The following is a 16,548-nucleotide window of genomic DNA, read 5'->3' on the forward strand; positions in this document are numbered from 1 at the left end:
AAATGAGCAAAAAGACAAGGAAAGCAATTCACAATTAGTAATTAGCAATCCGAAATGGTATTAATATGCATCGGCATCCTCAAGAAAATTCCAAATCCTCAAACCGTTGGTCTTTTATTTCTATTTTGTTTTGCAGTCTTAATTGCGTAGGTGTTATTGCTACAACTTTAGGCGTTGCAGTAGTGTTTATTCCTGCTGTTCGGACACAATTAATTGTCAAATCTCACCAAATTGAAACAAAAAATAATCAAGTTCAACTTCAGCAGCAATTAACAGTGCCACCTCTTATTGAAAAAAATAATATTAGCCATCAGCAACCTAAAACCTTTGAAATAAAGGCTATCCCCTTTGCTGAAGAAGTTATACCATTTAATCAAATATTTGCCCTTGCTGATTCCTCGAACAACCAAAAGGAGCTATCCAAAATACCTCCACCAAAAACGTCTTTACTACCACTTACCAATTCCCAACCTCTGATTTTAAATCCCCACAGCCAACCACAAGTAACGCTAGCTTTTTCAGATCCAGTTTCACTATTAGCTCATAAGAGTTCTTTGAAGCTAGCTCAAGAGCGGTCAGCACCCCAAAATCAAATAGAAAGTCAAATAATTAATGAAACTAATCTTCAATCAAATTTACCTATTAATCAACCACCAAATCCGCAAGAAATTAAACTGAAACTTGCAGATGTTGTTGTCCTGGTTTTAGCGAATAATAGAACAATTAAAAATGCCTATCTCGATAGAATTATTCAAAGAAAAGACTTGGAGGTTGCAGAAAATAAATTTGCACCTAACTTCACACCAAGTTTGTCATTTACGGTGGATCAACTTGGTAATAATGGAATCACATCAGGGAATCCGGGAGTCGATCTAGATACACAAATTTTTGTAAAAATTCCCACAGGTGGAGAGGTTAGTTTTGGATGGACAAACAATAATCAATTTTCAAATCTTAATGACAATAGCTTCCTACAGAGTTTAAATCTAGGTTTTAGCCAACCTTTATTAAGGGGAGCCGGGACTCAAATCAACAAAGCCGATATTAAAGCTGCTCGATTAAATGAACAAAACAATATTCTCGCTTTAAAATCTATATTAAGTGAAACGATTACGAATGCCATCCTGGCGTACCGTGAGTTACTTCAGGCACAGGAAAGACTGAAAATTCAGCAACTGGCACTAAAAAATGCCGAAGATTCATTACAAATCACGCAAGCTTTAATCAACGCAGGTAGAGAAGCACCGATCGCCATTATCCAAAATCAGGCATCTGTAGCTAATCAGGAAGTAAGTGTATTAGCCGCTCAGAATCAGCTTGAGGGGAGAAAGTTAGCTCTTTTGCAAATTCTTGATATTGATCAAAATACCAAGATATTTGCGGCTGAACTTCCGACGATCAAACCGACGATTCTGGAATTTAACAACCTGAAGGAAATAGCATTAAAAAATCAACCCATTTATTTGCAATCACAGCTAAACCTGGAAAGAAGTAAAATTGAAGTGTTGCTGGCAGACAATGATAAACGCTGGGATTTAAATTTTAATGTTAGTTTAAATAATACTACTAATACATCAACTGATGTTAGAACCGGAATAAGTTTAAGCCGATCATTTGGTGATTTAAGTCGAGAACAAAGGCCGGAGCGATCGCGCATTGAATTACGCAAAGCACAAATCTCTTTAGAGGATTCACGGTCAACTTTAGAAATTCAATTAGCAGACATAATTAGAGATGTTAATCTGAGTTTTTCTCAAGTAAAAATTGCTCAACAAGCTACGGAATTATCTGAAAAACAACTTGATGTTGAGCAACAAAAACAGAAATTGGGCAGGGGTTCAGGAATATTCCAGATTATTCAACAGCAAACTGCTTTAGTAGAAGCAAGAAATGCTGAACTCGATGCAACTATTAACTATCTCAATACTTTGACTAACCTTGACTTATTACTTGGCACTACATTAAACACTTGGCAAGTAACCATCGAAAATTAATCATTCGTAGTAACCGTTGAAAGGATAGTACTATCAGCTTAACGTCCTGTTTATTGACAGCAAATACCTGCTTTTGATTAAGATAAAACTCCAGCCATGATTAAAAAACTGGTGGATGAGATGGTGCAAGTAGTTTTACATAAACCAAGGTTCAACTCTTCAGAGCTAAAAACATGACTTACAGACATTTCAAAAAAGTTGCCGCTGTAACTGTAGGATCGCTCCTTATTTTCTCTAGTTCGACATTTGCAAGTACATCTAATGTTAAAGCAATAAACCATGCAACACGCTTGGGTAACTCGAGATCCTTGTTGCCCAAGTAACTGCTCCAAAGGATAACCTAGAGTTCGCAAAGGCGATAGTCCCTGCGGAAACTGCATTGGGGAGCCACGTTAAGTAAGTTGGCACAATCAAACCAAACTGTGTGAAGAAAGATGTACTAGGCTAAAACCCTCTTCCCTTTTACCTCTTGCCTCTTGTCTTATCTTAACTAAAATTTTACGCAGACTTAATTTATTAATCTTATACATTGATTTAAAGGTAGCGAAGAACACAATTTAGGTTTTAAAGCTAGGTAGAAAGCCTGTTTTTCTTCGGAAGAAAGTAATTATGACTCCGGAATTATGCTATATTACATTAGATTAAATTATTTTTTTTATGCACATCTCCTGATGAAAAGATGGTACTATCATGCTAGCGCACTGCCTAGTGACAGCAAATAGCTGCTGTTGATTAGGATAAAACTCCAGTTCGGGTCAAAAAACTCGTGGAGTCGATAGTGCAAGTAGTTTTACATAGACTCAAGTTCAACCCTTAAGAGCTAAAAACATGATTAACGCACATTTCAAAAAAGTTGCCGCTTTAACTCTCGGGTCTCTGCTTACTTTCTCTAGTTCGACATTTGCAAGTACATCTAATGTTAAAGTAATAAACCATGCAACACGTTTGGGTAACTCCGAGCTCCTTGCTACTACCCCCCAACCACCTCTAAGCAATAATATAGCGTTCGCACAATCGATAGTCGCTGCGCAATCTGCATTGGGTCCAGCTCAAGGTGTTGCGCTTTCAGCAGCTATTGCTGGACCTAAGAAACAAGCTTTAGCTGAGTCTATTGCTAAAGCCACAACATTGATAGGGAGTGCTGTTGCTAGTTCTGGTTCAACTGCTATAAGTGACAGACAGGCAACTGCTCGTTCGCTATCCCAAGCAGAAACAGTCCTTGGTGATGCGTTGGCTATAGCGCAATCAACCGCTATTAGTGGTCCTGGCAAAAACGCTCTTGCTACCTCACTAGCCAGTGCAACAACAGCTGTGGGCCAAGCGACTGCTATTGCTGAGAGCTTTGCCTCATAAAAGTAAGAGGATGTTTTAAAAATCATTGGCGAATATAATTCGCTACTACACAAGCTCTTGTCAACCTCTGTGGAAAGTATGCAAAATCAAGGATTTGCTAACCTTTGGCAGGTTTTGTTTTGTGTAACCAAACCACTACGTTGAGCAAGTTTCCCCACTTGTTAGCGTAGCGTCTCTGACACGAGAAGCGAGTGACATGCAATTTATAATTGCCAAGATAGATAAAATCAACTTTTAAAACATCCTCTAATCTCGACTTTATCCAAATCCAAGAACGTAAGCCTTGAAATCTTACAAAAGTTCTAGCTTTGTGGCAAAAACTTTTCCCTACATGACTAGTTTTGATGAAATCGAAAAAGTCAAAACCTATGAAATCTTACAAAAGTTCTAGCTTTGTGGCAAAAACTTTTCCCTACATGACTAGTTTTGATGAAATCGAAAAAGTCAAAACCTAAGTTTCAAAAAAGTTTTAGGCTATGCAAACTTGTCTTGTGAAAATGGATAAAGTTGAGCTAATGAGTGATCTAGTTGAAGATGAAGAGACAGTTGAATTGAAGAGCAACTTTTGTCAGCACAATTCAACCTAGTACCGCAAGGCAGAATTCAAAATTCTTGTATTCGTCTTGGAAAGTTATAAGCAGGGGTTTCCTTTGCTCAGACTTGACGCAAAATTTCAAATGAATACAACATAAGCGTTTCATTGATTTTGAATGAGTGGTTTATTTATGCCGTGCTGTACTAGAAAGTGTTCTCTTGATAGGAGGGTTTCCCCTGGCGCTCGAAACCCTTGAGTTCAGCGAGGATGAACCCATCCTCTAGTTTTTTAAATCAGGAGATGAGCAGGATGAAAAACAATTGCTTTAGTAAAGTACCTCTTCTAGTGATCAGCTTGCTGGTAATTTCTTCAGGTCAGGCATTATCATTGTCATCTAACAACAAAGACTTAAGTCATGGGGATGGACTGGGTAAAGCCGAGTTCGCGATCGTTGAACAGAATATATCGTTAGGTTTTGCCATTGGCGTTGCGGTGAAGGCATTAGATACAGTAGTAGTTAGATCTCAAACGGTGGCAAGGACCATACCAGTAAACGTCCCATCAGAGTATAGAGATATTGTTTTACCGAAGCTTCAACAAGCCGTACAATCTCTAGCTAAAGCTGAAAGTTCAGCTCAGAAGGGAGATAACTCTCAAGTGGCTAAGGCGCTATCTCTAGCAGTAACGGTTCTGGGTGAGGCTCAAGCTAACGCCGTAGCGGATGCTGGTACTGTGCAAGCAATAACTCAAGTTATTGTTAGAGCAAATGAAGCTCTAGCTATAGCAACAGGTAAGGGTTCAACTTAGAGTTAAACTTCATCTAGATTAAAACCTGTAGTTTTTAGAGTGTTGGCTGAAAAGCTAATATAGACTTCATCGCACCAATCCGGGGTTTTTGTACGCTAAGAAATTTTTAAGTGCCTGAAACGACGATTTTTGGTTCAAACTAGATCAAAACTAGCACCACAACATAGTTATCTCACCAATTTTATGGTAGAAAGCACTTGCTGAAAAGCTTACCCTATCTTAGTTTCAGCCTTAACGTACAAGAGTGCTGTTTCAAAAGGCTAACCCGCAATTTAATGAAGTCGATGTAATAGTGCACTTGTTATCGAACATGGGCTGCTTGTAGCTTTTGAGTTGTCGTTATGCAAGACAATAACTCCACTACATCGGCCCTATTTTTCATCCTCTTTTTTTGGTAAAGGTATTGTTCATCAACTCAATTTATCAACATTCCTATATGCGGATGGGATCGCACTGATCGGCAATCAATAATCCCTAAAGATAAGGGGTAGAAGCAGGTATTTTGCTATTTCGTTGTTTATTAGCTTGCCGATTCTCTTGTAGAATTGGCATTACCAACTTTGCTTTGATACCGAACTGTTTCACGAAGTCTGCACGACATGGTTCTCTATCACTTCAATTTTACTTGGAAAGTAATCCAGTTGATATTGAATTTGAAGAAGATAAAGAATTCTCAAAGCCAATTACCTTGAATGCGCTTATAAAAAATGAATCTATAGCTACAGCAATGTACTAGATAGCGCGTTTATTCTTTGATAAACAGCTTATAATTATCAATAATGGTGGTTTAAAATTCCAATCAGAGCAAAATTTACAGATAGGTAATAAGGCATTTATTGTAAATTTGTATTCTAAAAACTATTCAATACCTGGAGCTATGCCTGTTTGGCAAGGAGTCAGATTTAAAATTTGTGATCCTCACTTTCAAATAGCTGTTTCAAAGGTCACTGGCAATATGAGTTATGCTTTGGCTTGATCAGTTGATTCACTTGGAATGCAGCAAAAGCTTAGAGGAGCTATTTTAACTCTCTCAAATAATCAAGCGAAAATTTGAAATGTTTGATGAAGGACAACTTGATAAATCAAATGTAGTAAATGCTCGCAAGATATTGGTGAAGCATTCAAAGCTTACTACCACCACTCAACTTCATCGTTATAAACCCAATTAGAGAAGTAGGTATACATCAAAAAGATTAACAATTTTTATAAAATTTATATATTTTTTAGTTTCTATCTCTAAATGTTAACAATCGAACTTACTGATATAGCTAAATCTGAAAATGCTTTTGGGGAAATTGTACCTTTAGTTAACGTTGTTTTTGAGGCATACTCTCCATCTTGAGGATCTCGAAATACTACAACTTGTCGCTTTATAAGATTAACTACCCAATATTCAGGAATCTCTACTTCAGCATAGACTTTGGTCTTTATTTGTAAGTCCTTCTCTAAGCTGGAATCAGAATATTCGATCAACCAAAAGATATTTTCAGGGTAGGGATGATGTTCTAAATATTCACGTCCCAATCTTTTTACAATAGCAATATCAGGCTCAGGTTCAGAGTTGTTAGGAAGCGTAATCGGTTTACCAGAGCGAACTGTGGCGCGTTCGCCTAGAAGTTGAATCAGGTACTCCCCGGCTTCACTGCTGAAGTAAGCATGAGGTTCTCCTTCCGCGAAGATTTCTACTATTTCTCCCTTTAGAAGTTCCATACGCCGATCATCTAGGATACCAGCCGTAATCATGCGGTGATATTCATCTATTGTCCACTTGGCTGTAATTACGGTCATAAATGCACTTTTTTATCGTATTTTACCTCAAATTTTAACGCATTCATAGAAATTGGCAGATATCAAAAACAATTAACAATTTTTATCAAATTAAGAGTTGGATTTGAGATATTCCTGTAATTGTTGGGTACGCAGTTTTGTGATATTTTCCAGACAACCAAAATAAATGGTAGGGGCAATACTTCCTCCCTCATATCTGCTTCTCTCAAACTCACAATTGGTATCTCGAAACTTCATCCATGCTATGTGCAGTAATCAATTTCTGTTTCCTAGAGCTTTTTAACGTAGCTAGTAATTGTTGAACTTGATTCAGTTTTTTATCTGCATTCTGATAAGATAACTTCGTGCATTCATTAATTGCTATTTGAGTTTGAGGATTATTGCAGTTGAGCTTTTGAGTTATAAGTATCTGAGGTAAATTAGGCGCTGTAGCTGCTATGGTAATGGTGGGGGTATCTAAACTGCTGAGAGTTAGCATACTTGCCAAAAATAGTAATAATTGACGCATGGTAAAATTTTTCTTGAAGTAGAGACAAAAAATACCACAATACGTCTCAGCATCAGTATGTTCCAACGCAGAAGACTTCTAAACTTGTGACGAAAAGGTAAACCAGCCGTCAGAAGGAAGTCTAAATTTCACAAGAATGCTAAAAAGAATTTGGTATTTTAGCAATCTAAGTTTAGCTTTTATATTTTATGAATCGTTCCGCATGTCTCATCTTTAATCCTATTGCGGGTCAGGGCGACCCAGATACAGAGCTAGCAGAAATTCGGGCAATATTAGAGCCAGATATCGATCTAGATATTTATTTTACAACTGAAGAAATCGATGCTGACCAACTGGCCTATACAGCGGTAGAGCGAGGAGTAGAGGCAATCATTGCTTCCGGGGGGGATGGTACTCTCTCAATAGCGGCGGCGGCTGTAGTGGGAACTGATATCCCATTTGGCATCATTTCCAGAGGAACAGCAAATGCTTTTGCCACAGCCTTAGGAATTCCTGACACGATCGCAGGTGCGTGTGAGACAATTTTGCAGGGAGCAACCACCCATGTAGACGTAGCCTACTGCAACGATCGGCCAATGGTACTCTTGGCAGGTATTGGCTTTGAAGCTGAAACTGTAGAATTGGCAAACCGAGATGCCAAAAATCGCTTTGGGATGATGGCCTACGTTTTGGCAGGAATCCAGCAGTTAAGAAATTTAAAAAACTTTGATGTTGAAATTGAAACTGAAGATAGGATAATTAAAACTAGTGCCAGTGCAGTAACGGTAGCAAATGCCGCGCCTCCCACTTCAGTTTTGGCTCAAGGCCCAGCAGGTCTAATTTATGATGATGGGCTACTAGATTTAACAATTGTCGCTCCAACTAACAAGGCAGGAGCGATCGCCGCCACATTTCATCTATTTCAAACAGCTTCTACAGGTAACGCCGTAGACCGGGATGATATTGGCTTTTTGCGAGCCAAACAATTTAAAATTACGACTGAGCCACCACAAAAAGTTGTTCTAGATGGTGAAATAGTAGGCACAACACCTGTAGAAATTAAGTGTGTACCAGCAGGCTTAAGAATTTTTGTGCCATTAGTAGAAGAAGTTGAGCCTACCGAAAAACTAGAGGGACTCCCTAATCTGACTATTGAGATGAAAGACACAATCGAGGAGTGAGGGAGCAGGGGGAGATAGGGGAAATGGGGGAGCAATAGTAATATCTTCCTCATCCCCCTCATCCTCCTCATCCCCCTCATCATCTCTTGTAAAAAACTCAGGAGTAGGTTGCATTGAAACTTGTATCTGATCCAACGATCGCTAACAAAATTCAGAAAATGAATCAGCGGGTACGGTGGCAAGATCCGTTGATTGTAGAACGGAATATCGACCAAACTCGGCTGGTTTTGGAAGATGGTCAAACAGACAATTCTGAGTTCTCATTTTTAGTTGTCGGTGATAGTGGTTCCGGCGCGCATCGGGGACACAATCCCCAGCGACAGGTAGCTGAACTCATGCTGCCCCATCACAAAGAATCCCGGTTTATGCTGCATACGGGGGATGTGATTTATTTAGTGGGATCGAGTGAATACTACCAGCAAAACTTCATCCAGCCTTACCGAGAGTTTATCTTGGGCACAGAGCATCGCAAACAGATTGCTTTTGACCAGATGGTTTTTAAGCTGCCCATTTTACCAGTACCGGGAAATCACGATTACTATAACTTGCCGATTTTATTGAGCTTGGCATCCCTAACAACATTACCCATTCGTCACCTGTTGCGATCGCGGTTAGACCTAGATGTAGGCTTGCATGGCTCAGGATGCGGTGATGCTTACGCAAAGGCATTTCTCGACTATCTCAAGGCGCTTCAGCTTCCAGGAGAGTTCGCTAGTCATTTAGATCGGTACTACACAGCCAAGACAGACACAGGAGGTCGTTGTCTTTCCTATCAACCTGGACAATTTACCCGTCTTCCCAATCGCTATTACACTTTTCGCTATGGCGGTATTGATTTCTTTGCCTTGGATTCTAATACATTTAACGAGCCACCACCGTTGCCTAAAACAAAACAAGGTGATGCCGCTCGCAAACTCTTAGAAAAACGCCGTGAAGATTTCGAGCAAGAAAAGCTGGAAATCATTGAAAATTCATCAAAGCTGCGTCCTGAAAATCCCAATGAAGCCGATCAATTAGACGACTTCCACGCCAAGGTATCACAAATTGAAGAACTTATTGTTGATATCGATAAGCAACTAGCCACGAATAAAACAACGCTAACGGATATCGAACAACTGGAATGGCTCAAACAAAGATTAATTGAGTCTTGGAATAATACTGAAGTTCGGGGAAGAATAATTTATTTCCATCATCCACCTTATGTAACTGAGGCGACAAAGTGGCAACAAGCACAAACTCTGATCGTTCGCGATCGCCTGCGTGGTGTGCTGGATGCGGTAGCGAAAGAAATCGGTTCCCTGACTCAGGGACGTCCTTTGGTCAATTTGGTATTAAACGGTCATGCGCACTGCTTGGAACACCTGGAGACAATGGATACAGGACACGCTGATTCTCATATCCACTGGATTGTTTGTGGCGGTAGCGGGTTTAGTTTGCGACGACAACGGATGGAGGGAGCAGATTTGATGGAAGAGAAAAAATTAGTGGCGCGATCGCATCTCTTCATCGGTCGCAACGGTCAAGGTTTTCAGAAGCGACGACCTTATTCAGGTTTACGTATTGATGTTAAAGGCGATGGACAGCCCAAGTTTATTGTCCGTCCTTTGGTTGCCGAATGGCATCAGCGGCAATGGCATAATCGTGAACTTGAGCCACTAATCATTTAAGGAATGGCATTGGAAATTGGGCATTTGTATTGAGCTAACGCGAGTGCGTCTTATAGAGAAGTATTAGCAAAAGGCTTAGTTTTATCAACAGTATCAGTTTATTTTCTGGAAGTCACGCGATCGCATTTTTTGCTCAAGGAACTCTACAAAGACCTTGACTTTCATGGGAATATATTTTCGGCTAGGATAAAGTGCGTTAATTGGGACTGGAGCCAGTGACCATTGAGACAAGACGTTTACTATATTCCCACTCTGTAACTCCTGCTGAAACAGAAATTCCGGCATCAGCCCAATTCCTACTCCAGCAACGATTGCTTGATAAATCGGGGCAACGTCATTGCTGAGTAGTCGTGGACGAAAGGAGAGCGTTACTGTTTCCTGCTGTTCATTGTGCAATGTCCAGGTCACATTGTTCTGACGATGAGCCAGACAAAGCAGCGTATGACTGGTCAAATCAGCCATCGCTCTTGGTTCGCCAGCGGTTTTGAGATAGGTCGTGCTGGCAAAGAGTTTCATGCGATCTGTGCTAATCCGCCGTACGATCAAGGATGAATCGTGCAATTCCCCAATCCGAATCGCTAGATCGTACCCTTCTTTGACAATATCTTTGTATTCAGTCGTTGCATGGAGAATCACTTGAATATCGGGGTAGGTCAGCAGAAACTCCGGCAAATTGGGTGCGAGAATAGACTGCACAAACAACACGGTGGCTGTCACTCGCACAGTGCCTTGCGGATGCCCCTGTAAGCTAGCGATCGCATCATCACCGTCATGTAATGCATCGACAATGGGTAAACAGTTTTCGTAATACAGCCGTCCTTCTTCAGTTAAAGAAACCCGCCGCGTGGTGCGATGAAATAATCGGACTCCTAGCCGTTGCTCTAGCTCATTCACCTTCAGACTGACGGTAGATTTAGGCAAGTCCAGCGATCGTGCTGCTGCGACAAATCCTCCCAGTTGGGCGACTTTGAGAAATATTAAAACAGCGTTCACGTCATCCATATCTTGCACTTACTGCGTTGATATTATCAAAACTCTGCTATTGTCCAGCATTATAAACAATCAATTCATAAAAACTATCTTTATCTGCATGAATTGATAAATCATACTAGTGATGTCAAAAATAAGGAGACAGTCTTAATCAAAGCCGCATTTCTCTAATTGGAAAACCCACTAAGTGTTACATAGGAGTGTTAAAACATGAAAGTCTTAGTTATAGGAGCCGCTGGCAAGACCGGTAGAACTGTAGTTGAACAGGGTGTGGCCGCTGGACATCAGGTCACGGCATTCGTTCACAAAGCTGACGAATATGAGGTCTCAGACGTTCGTGTTATTGAAGGTGACGCTACCGACAGTGCCACGATGGACGCAGCAGTAGTCGGTCAAGACGCTGTTGTTGATACAATTGGCGGCAAAACGCCTTACAAGGAAACTACGCTCGAATCGAGTGCCGCCAACACAATTATCGCTGCCATGCAGCGAAACGGCGTGCGCCGTCTCATAGTAACTTCCATGATTGGCGAAGGGGAGAGTGAGGCAAATGCCACCTTGTATGAGCGCTTACTTGTTTCGACCTTGTTGCGCGGCGCGGACAAGGATAAAGCAGCAATGGAGTCCGCTGTTGAATCAAGCGGTCTGGACTGGGTGATTCTTCGCCCAGCCATCCTCAACGACGATCCTGCCAAGGGAAACGTTCGAGTCTTCGATGCCAAAACGGGCGAGAAAGCCCATAAAATTACACGTGCCGACCTGGCTGCCTTCATGCTTGCCCAGCTTTCCAATAACGAATACCTTCATCAAGCCGTTACTATCGCAAATAGCTAAGTACAGCATTTCATTAATTCGTAGCGAATTAAATTTGGCAATACCTTGCAATGCCAATGCATCCCGATACAATGCCAATGCATCCCGATACAATGCTATTGCATCCCAATACAATGCCAATGCGTCCCGATACAATGCCATTGCATCCCGATACAATGTTAATGCATTCCCCTGCAATGCCAATGCATCCCCCTGCATTAAACAACGCTACGCTTTTACGCAAAACTGTACTAAGAACTTTTCGGACACGCTCTCTTTTTGGGGTCAGCAGCGTGTTCGTTGAGGTTTGGCATCTGCTTTTCCATGCGGTATGCCTCCTTTCCTGTACGGTTTTCACAACCAAGCAAGCTAAACAGAAGTGTCCTATGTCAATATCTTGTTATCTTCACGCCTAAACAGAAATTTGAGACTGACGGAATGCCCTCTGACGGACATTGACTCTCTGTGCGTCTTTGCGTGACGCCAGTTGCTACAACGCGGGGAACCCGCGCAACGCACTGGCTCCTCTGCGTGAGATTATGTGCCAATGAGTCCTATCAAAATGCCGAGTTGGAACTAGAAGCATTAACGGGAGTGAAAGTCGGACATAGCACACTACACCGACTGGTGAACAGACACGATCTGCCACAACCATCGGCATTGCAAGCAGTTTCTGAAGTGAGTTTGGACGGGGGTAAGGTACGATTGCGAACAGCAAAAGGACAAGAATGTGAGTGGCGCGATTATAAAGCGGTACGCTTAGGCGGAATTTATTATGGCGCTTTTTTTCACGATCGCCAATCCCTTTTAGATTGGGTTAACTCACAGAGGCTAGTCACCCCATTAGTGTGCTTGGGGGATGGGCATGATGGTGTTTGGAAATTATTTACTGAAATTGGCAGTTCCTCAACCCGACTGGAGATCCTCGATTGGTATCAAGTGCTTTGAAAACCTCTATAAAGTTGGTGGTTCTCTCAAGCGACTAAAGCTTGCAGAAAACTTACTCTGGATTGGTGAGGTAGATGCAACGATGCCTGCGGCGGGCTACGCCTACGCTTTGTTTGTTGATTTAGCAAAAAAACAAGCAAAGAATTTTTGTGCATATTTGAACAAGCATCGAAGTCGGATTATCAATTACGGCTACTATCAGGCGGAACAGATTTGCTCTATTGGTTCTGGATCTGTGGAGTCTGCTATCAAACAAATTGGTCTGAGGTTGAAACTTTCTGGTGCTCAGTGGAATCCTGCCAATGTGCCGTCCATAACTACAACTTCGCTGTGCCTACCTCAATGGTCAACTTGTTATCTAATGTTTTTGCAAAAATGGGATGCTCCCGCAGCAATTAGCATGATAATCTAGCAAAAATTGCTTTTGATAATGCCCGATTAGACTTTTATACAATCATCCCTTACTCGAACAATTTTTCCGATGAAAACTCAACTGACTCATCACAAAATTATTCTCGACACTGACCCAGGCGGAGATGATATCTATACCTTCCTGTGGCTTCTTAGCTTGGTCAAACAAGGAGTGGCTGAACTTGTCGCTGTTACTTCCGCAGATGGCAATGTTGCTGCTAAATGCACGTTCTCTAGTGCTAGCCAGATTTTAAATTTAGCGGGATTCCCACACATTAAGGTGGGTCGCGGTGTCCTTGCAAAAAGAGAAGTTATAGAAGATGCCACTCATATTCATGGGTCGGATGGGATGGGCAATCTTTCTCATACTTTACCCCCTCCCACACACACTTTTGAGGATGCTGCTTACTCCGATGAACTGATTATCGATGAGTTGAACGCTGCTCCGGGGGAAATTACCATTGTAGCGATCGCACCCTTGACTAACCTCGCGGCAGCAGAAACAAAAAATCCCGGTATCCTGAAAAAAGCCAAGGAAATTGTGATTATGGGGGGTGCTTTCTTCTGTCCTGGTAACGTGACTCCCCATGCAGAATTCAATATTTGGTTTAATGTTGAAGCTGCTCAGACAGTATTTGATAGCCGAGACGATATTGTTGTGCTGCCGCTAGACGTGACCCGACGCTTAATTTTCACGCGAGATATGACTGTGGCAGTCACTCAGGCGAATCTAGAGAGTAAACTTTCTCAGTTCTTGACAAATCTTTGTGAGTTTATGATTGGCACAGCCTTGAGTTATCGAGAGACAGCAGGAATTCCAGGTCTTCTTGTTCATGATGCGGCAACATTAGGATACCTGTTTTATCCAGAAACCCTGATGTTGAAAAGAGCAAAAGTCCGGGTTGAAACAAAGGGACAGTGGACACTAGGACAAACATTGATTGATAGTCGTCCTGCCACAAAAACAGTAGCAAATGCCTGGGTGGCGTTGCAAGTAGATGAGGGCAAATTTTTTACTAGCTTTATTGAAGATTTGAAGCACCTATTCATAAGCGCCAAGCTCTAAGCTTCTCTTGTAGAGTCGCTCCCTCTTGATTTTAGGTTAGTAGTTAGTGGCTATTATTCACTAATTATTTCACAAATGTTACCACTGCGATTGTAAGAAGGAACTTATTCAAACATGGAATTGTTTAGGCAACTAATTTTCTATTTGACATTTGCTTCACTTGGATTCACGATTACAGAGGTTTATCTGCGAGCAAACAAGCTCTGGAAGCGCAAGCATGATATCCTCAAAACGAGAAGCAAGAACAGGTGATCGCTCAAAATTTTTCTGATTTGACCCGTTACAATATTGCTGAAGGATTTGTCTACCGTAGCCAACCTTTTTACTCCAGGGAATTTGCTAAAATTATTAGTATCAATATCGGGCGCTCAATCTATTTAGCATTGTGACGGAAATGCTATAAGTTTTTTTACCGTCTAGACTAATAATTTTGAAAGTTATTTACTCATGAAATGACTCTATTTTTCTAAAGCAATATCTAACAGTTTAAATCTGCGGTACACTTGCTATTTTTAAATCAAAAAAAGATGAATTTATTAGTTTTATAAAGGTAAAAGATGATGATGACCACAGAGCGATTTAAAAAGGTTACAATTTTGCATTCTAATGATATGCATGGAGACTTTCTGGCAGAGGCTGGGGGTGAAGAAGGTCATTTGATTGGTGGAGTATCGTTGCTTTCTGGCTATATAAATAAGGTGCGCCAACAAGAGAAAAATGTGCTTTTTGTGATTTCTGGTGATATGCTCCAAGGTTCTCTGATTGATAAAGAATATAAAGGTCTTTCAACTATAGAGATTATGAATTACCTCGCTCCAGATGTCGTGACTCTGGGGAATCACGAATTGGATTATGGATTGCCTCACTTACTATTCTTAGAAAAGATGGCAAATTTCCCGATTGTGAATGCCAACTTGTATATCAAAAAGTATAACAAACGTTTGATGACTCCTTATCTAATCCTGAATGTCGATGGATTTGATATTATGTTCATCGGGATTATAACGGAAGAAGTTCTTAAGTCATTAAAACGTGACAGCAGTATTGGTACATTTGTAAGTCTTGAGGATGCTGCTTCCGAAGTTGGCAAAGTTTGTAATGTCTATAAAAACGAGGACATTGACCTAACAATTCTCCTGACTCACATCGGTTTTGAAGAGGATAAAAAACTAGCAGCATTGCTAGATCCAGAATGGGGTGTAGATATAATTATTGGCGGCCACTCCCATACATTTTTAGAACAACCTGCTCAAGTTAACAATATTCTGATCGCACAAGCTGGAATTGGCACAGACCAAATTGGACGCTTTGATATTGTAGTAGATGACGATACTAACAGCATTGTAGAATGGCAGTGGCAACTTTTGCCTGTAGATAATAATCTAGCTGAACCAGATCCAGAAATTGAAAAGTTGATTACGATTTTTCAAGAAGAAGTCGATCGCAAATATAATCGACTGATTGGACGATTAGCTCGTCAACTGACCCATCCTAAGCGTGAAGAAGAAACGGAATTGGGTAACTTAATCGTTGATATTGTTGACCAACTAGATATGTTGGATGTAACTTTGATCGGAAGTGGTTCAATCCGGAGAACAAAATTAGGGCCGTTAGTTACACTCAGCGATATTAAAGAAGTTTTTCCTTACGACGATGTACTTTATAAACTTAAAGTTACAGGTGTACAACTCATTAAAATATTCGCACATATTATGAGGCTGGAAAACAGAATACCCGGTGAAAGTTGTTGTTTTCAGGTCAGCAAAGGTATTCAGGCAATTTATAGTAATTCCCAAAATCAGCTTGAATCTTTGAGCATTAATGGACAATCCGTACAAGCCGATGCTCAATACACTATCTGTGTAGAAGAATATCATTACAAAAATTCACTACATAGTCTAGGCATAACAATTGAAGAATTGACAAAATTAGACAACGCAAAGGTAGTTTCAACATCTTGCCAGAATGTTCTTGAAGAGTACTTAGCCATCATCAAAATCTTAATAGCCAAATCGAAGGAAGATTGATCTACAAGTAGAGAAGTTTTAAACCCAAGACGCAGCAGATTATACCTATATAGCCACAACTTTTATTGGGTGAGCAGCTTCTTCTAAATTCTCATTGTCTGATAACCTGTTCAGAACTTACGCATTGACAAATGAGACAATAAATGCGCTAATCGAGAAAAGAATAGAACTCTTGCATAAATTTTCTAGGGCAACATTCTATCCACTGTCGTGTTTTTTCTCTCACTTTTTCCCAATAATCCCCCTAAATAATGCTAAACTCTATTTTTTCAGCTTTATGAGTAAACACGTCATCAAACCGTTGATACCATTTTTCAAAGCATGGCGGTATAGCTGCGGGGGTTGTCTCTTTCATCTGGAGTTACTTCAACGTGAAAGCTCTGCTAGCAATGACATTATACGGTATTTTTATTTCCTTAATTTTGATATGTCAGGTTGTGCTTTATTTGCCCATAAAATTAGAGACGCAATAATTACGTCT

General features: G+C 40.6%; 12 protein-coding genes and 2 pseudogenes. 9 read left to right on the forward strand and 5 right to left on the reverse strand.

Features of this window, described 5'->3' with window-relative positions; genetic code table 11:
• Positions 1–65 precede the first annotated feature (65 nt).
• From HWQ58_RS07505 to HWQ58_RS07515, 3 genes are all read left to right on the forward strand, one after another.
• A complete protein-coding gene (locus tag HWQ58_RS07505; protein WP_292859777.1) occupies positions 66–1,994 on the forward strand; it encodes a TolC family protein in 1,929 nt (642 codons plus the stop codon).
• 1,038 nt (positions 1,995–3,032) lie between these two features.
• Positions 3,033–3,347, forward strand: coding sequence for a hypothetical protein (locus HWQ58_RS07510; protein WP_292859780.1), 315 nt, complete (start codon positions 3,033–3,035; stop codon positions 3,345–3,347).
• A gap of 844 nt (positions 3,348–4,191) precedes the next feature.
• Positions 4,192–4,689, forward strand: coding sequence for a hypothetical protein (locus HWQ58_RS07515; protein ID WP_292859782.1), 498 nt, complete (start codon positions 4,192–4,194; stop codon positions 4,687–4,689).
• A gap of 1,236 nt (positions 4,690–5,925) precedes the next feature.
• Here the strand turns inward: HWQ58_RS07515 and HWQ58_RS07520 are convergent.
• The 3 genes from HWQ58_RS07520 to HWQ58_RS07525 form a co-directional block, all read right to left on the reverse strand.
• Entirely contained in the window at positions 5,926–6,477 is a 552-nt protein-coding gene (locus HWQ58_RS07520) for a Uma2 family endonuclease (protein WP_292859785.1), read from the reverse strand.
• A 90-nt stretch (positions 6,478–6,567) separates the two neighbouring features.
• Positions 6,568–6,714 (reverse strand): lysozyme inhibitor LprI family protein, encoded by a 147-nt coding sequence (locus HWQ58_RS38370; RefSeq protein WP_366837521.1) that lies wholly within the window; start codon positions 6,712–6,714, stop codon positions 6,568–6,570.
• Positions 6,689–6,985, reverse strand: coding sequence for a lysozyme inhibitor LprI family protein (locus HWQ58_RS07525; protein WP_366837523.1), 297 nt, complete (start codon positions 6,983–6,985; stop codon positions 6,689–6,691). Before HWQ58_RS07525 ends, HWQ58_RS38370 begins: the two co-directional genes overlap by 26 nt.
• A gap of 188 nt (positions 6,986–7,173) precedes the next feature.
• On the opposite strand from HWQ58_RS07525, the gene HWQ58_RS07530 reads away from it, so the two are divergent.
• Complete coding sequence (locus HWQ58_RS07530) at positions 7,174–8,145, forward strand: YegS/Rv2252/BmrU family lipid kinase (RefSeq protein ID WP_292859788.1); 972 nt, start codon at positions 7,174–7,176, stop codon at positions 8,143–8,145.
• A gap of 113 nt (positions 8,146–8,258) precedes the next feature.
• Positions 8,259–9,812, forward strand: coding sequence for a metallophosphoesterase (locus HWQ58_RS07535; protein WP_292859791.1), 1,554 nt, complete (start codon positions 8,259–8,261; stop codon positions 9,810–9,812).
• 93 nt (positions 9,813–9,905) lie between these two features.
• Here the strand turns inward: HWQ58_RS07535 and HWQ58_RS07540 are convergent, their stop codons facing one another.
• Positions 9,906–10,814: a LysR family transcriptional regulator gene (locus tag HWQ58_RS07540; RefSeq protein ID WP_292859794.1), complete on the reverse strand. Its 909-nt coding sequence runs from the start codon at positions 10,812–10,814 to the stop codon at positions 9,906–9,908.
• Positions 10,815–11,012: 198 nt separating this feature from the next.
• Here HWQ58_RS07540 and HWQ58_RS07545 point away from each other — a divergent pair, with 198 nt between their 5' ends.
• The 4 genes and pseudogenes from HWQ58_RS07545 to HWQ58_RS07560 all read left to right on the forward strand — a co-directional run bounded on the left by HWQ58_RS07545 (position 11,013) and on the right by HWQ58_RS07560 (position 16,067).
• Complete coding sequence (locus HWQ58_RS07545; RefSeq protein WP_292859798.1) at positions 11,013–11,636, forward strand: NAD(P)H-binding protein; 624 nt, start codon at positions 11,013–11,015, stop codon at positions 11,634–11,636.
• A 507-nt stretch (positions 11,637–12,143) separates the two neighbouring features.
• A pseudogene (locus tag HWQ58_RS07550) lies at positions 12,144–12,925 on the forward strand (ISKra4 family transposase); the annotation flags it as partial.
• Positions 12,926–13,044: 119 nt separating this feature from the next.
• A complete protein-coding gene (locus HWQ58_RS07555; protein WP_292859801.1) occupies positions 13,045–14,040 on the forward strand; it encodes a nucleoside hydrolase in 996 nt (331 codons plus the stop codon).
• Positions 14,041–14,597: 557 nt separating this feature from the next.
• Positions 14,598–16,067 carry a bifunctional UDP-sugar hydrolase/5'-nucleotidase gene (locus tag HWQ58_RS07560; protein WP_292859803.1) on the forward strand — a complete coding sequence of 490 codons (1,470 nt, stop codon included), beginning with the start codon at positions 14,598–14,600 and terminating at the stop codon, positions 16,065–16,067.
• A 212-nt stretch (positions 16,068–16,279) separates the two neighbouring features.
• Here HWQ58_RS07560 and HWQ58_RS07565 read toward each other — a convergent pair.
• Positions 16,280–16,422: pseudogene (locus tag HWQ58_RS07565) on the reverse strand (IS701 family transposase); the annotation flags it as partial.
• Between the last annotated feature and the right edge of the window lie 126 nt (positions 16,423–16,548).

Source organism: Nostoc sp. LPT, from assembly GCF_017115165.1.
In the GTDB taxonomy this organism is placed as follows: Bacteria; Cyanobacteriota; Cyanobacteriia; order Cyanobacteriales; family Nostocaceae; genus Nostoc.

Coding starts and splice junctions, on each gene's coding strand:
- HWQ58_RS07545 (WP_292859798.1), top strand. CDS start 11,013: ATGAAAGTCTTAGTTATAGGAGCCGCTGGCAAGACCGGTAGAACTGTA.
- HWQ58_RS38370 (WP_366837521.1), bottom strand. CDS start 6,714: ATGAAGTTTCGAGATACCAATTGTGAGTTTGAGAGAAGCAGATATGAG.
- HWQ58_RS07520 (WP_292859785.1), bottom strand. CDS start 6,477: ATGACCGTAATTACAGCCAAGTGGACAATAGATGAATATCACCGCATG.
- HWQ58_RS07555 (WP_292859801.1), top strand. CDS start 13,045: ATGAAAACTCAACTGACTCATCACAAAATTATTCTCGACACTGACCCA.
- HWQ58_RS07505 (WP_292859777.1), top strand. CDS start 66: ATGCATCGGCATCCTCAAGAAAATTCCAAATCCTCAAACCGTTGGTCT.
- HWQ58_RS07525 (WP_366837523.1), bottom strand. CDS start 6,985: ATGCGTCAATTATTACTATTTTTGGCAAGTATGCTAACTCTCAGCAGT.
- HWQ58_RS07515 (WP_292859782.1), top strand. CDS start 4,192: ATGAAAAACAATTGCTTTAGTAAAGTACCTCTTCTAGTGATCAGCTTG.
- HWQ58_RS07560 (WP_292859803.1), top strand. CDS start 14,598: ATGATGATGACCACAGAGCGATTTAAAAAGGTTACAATTTTGCATTCT.
- HWQ58_RS07540 (WP_292859794.1), bottom strand. CDS start 10,814: ATGGATGACGTGAACGCTGTTTTAATATTTCTCAAAGTCGCCCAACTG.
- HWQ58_RS07530 (WP_292859788.1), top strand. CDS start 7,174: ATGAATCGTTCCGCATGTCTCATCTTTAATCCTATTGCGGGTCAGGGC.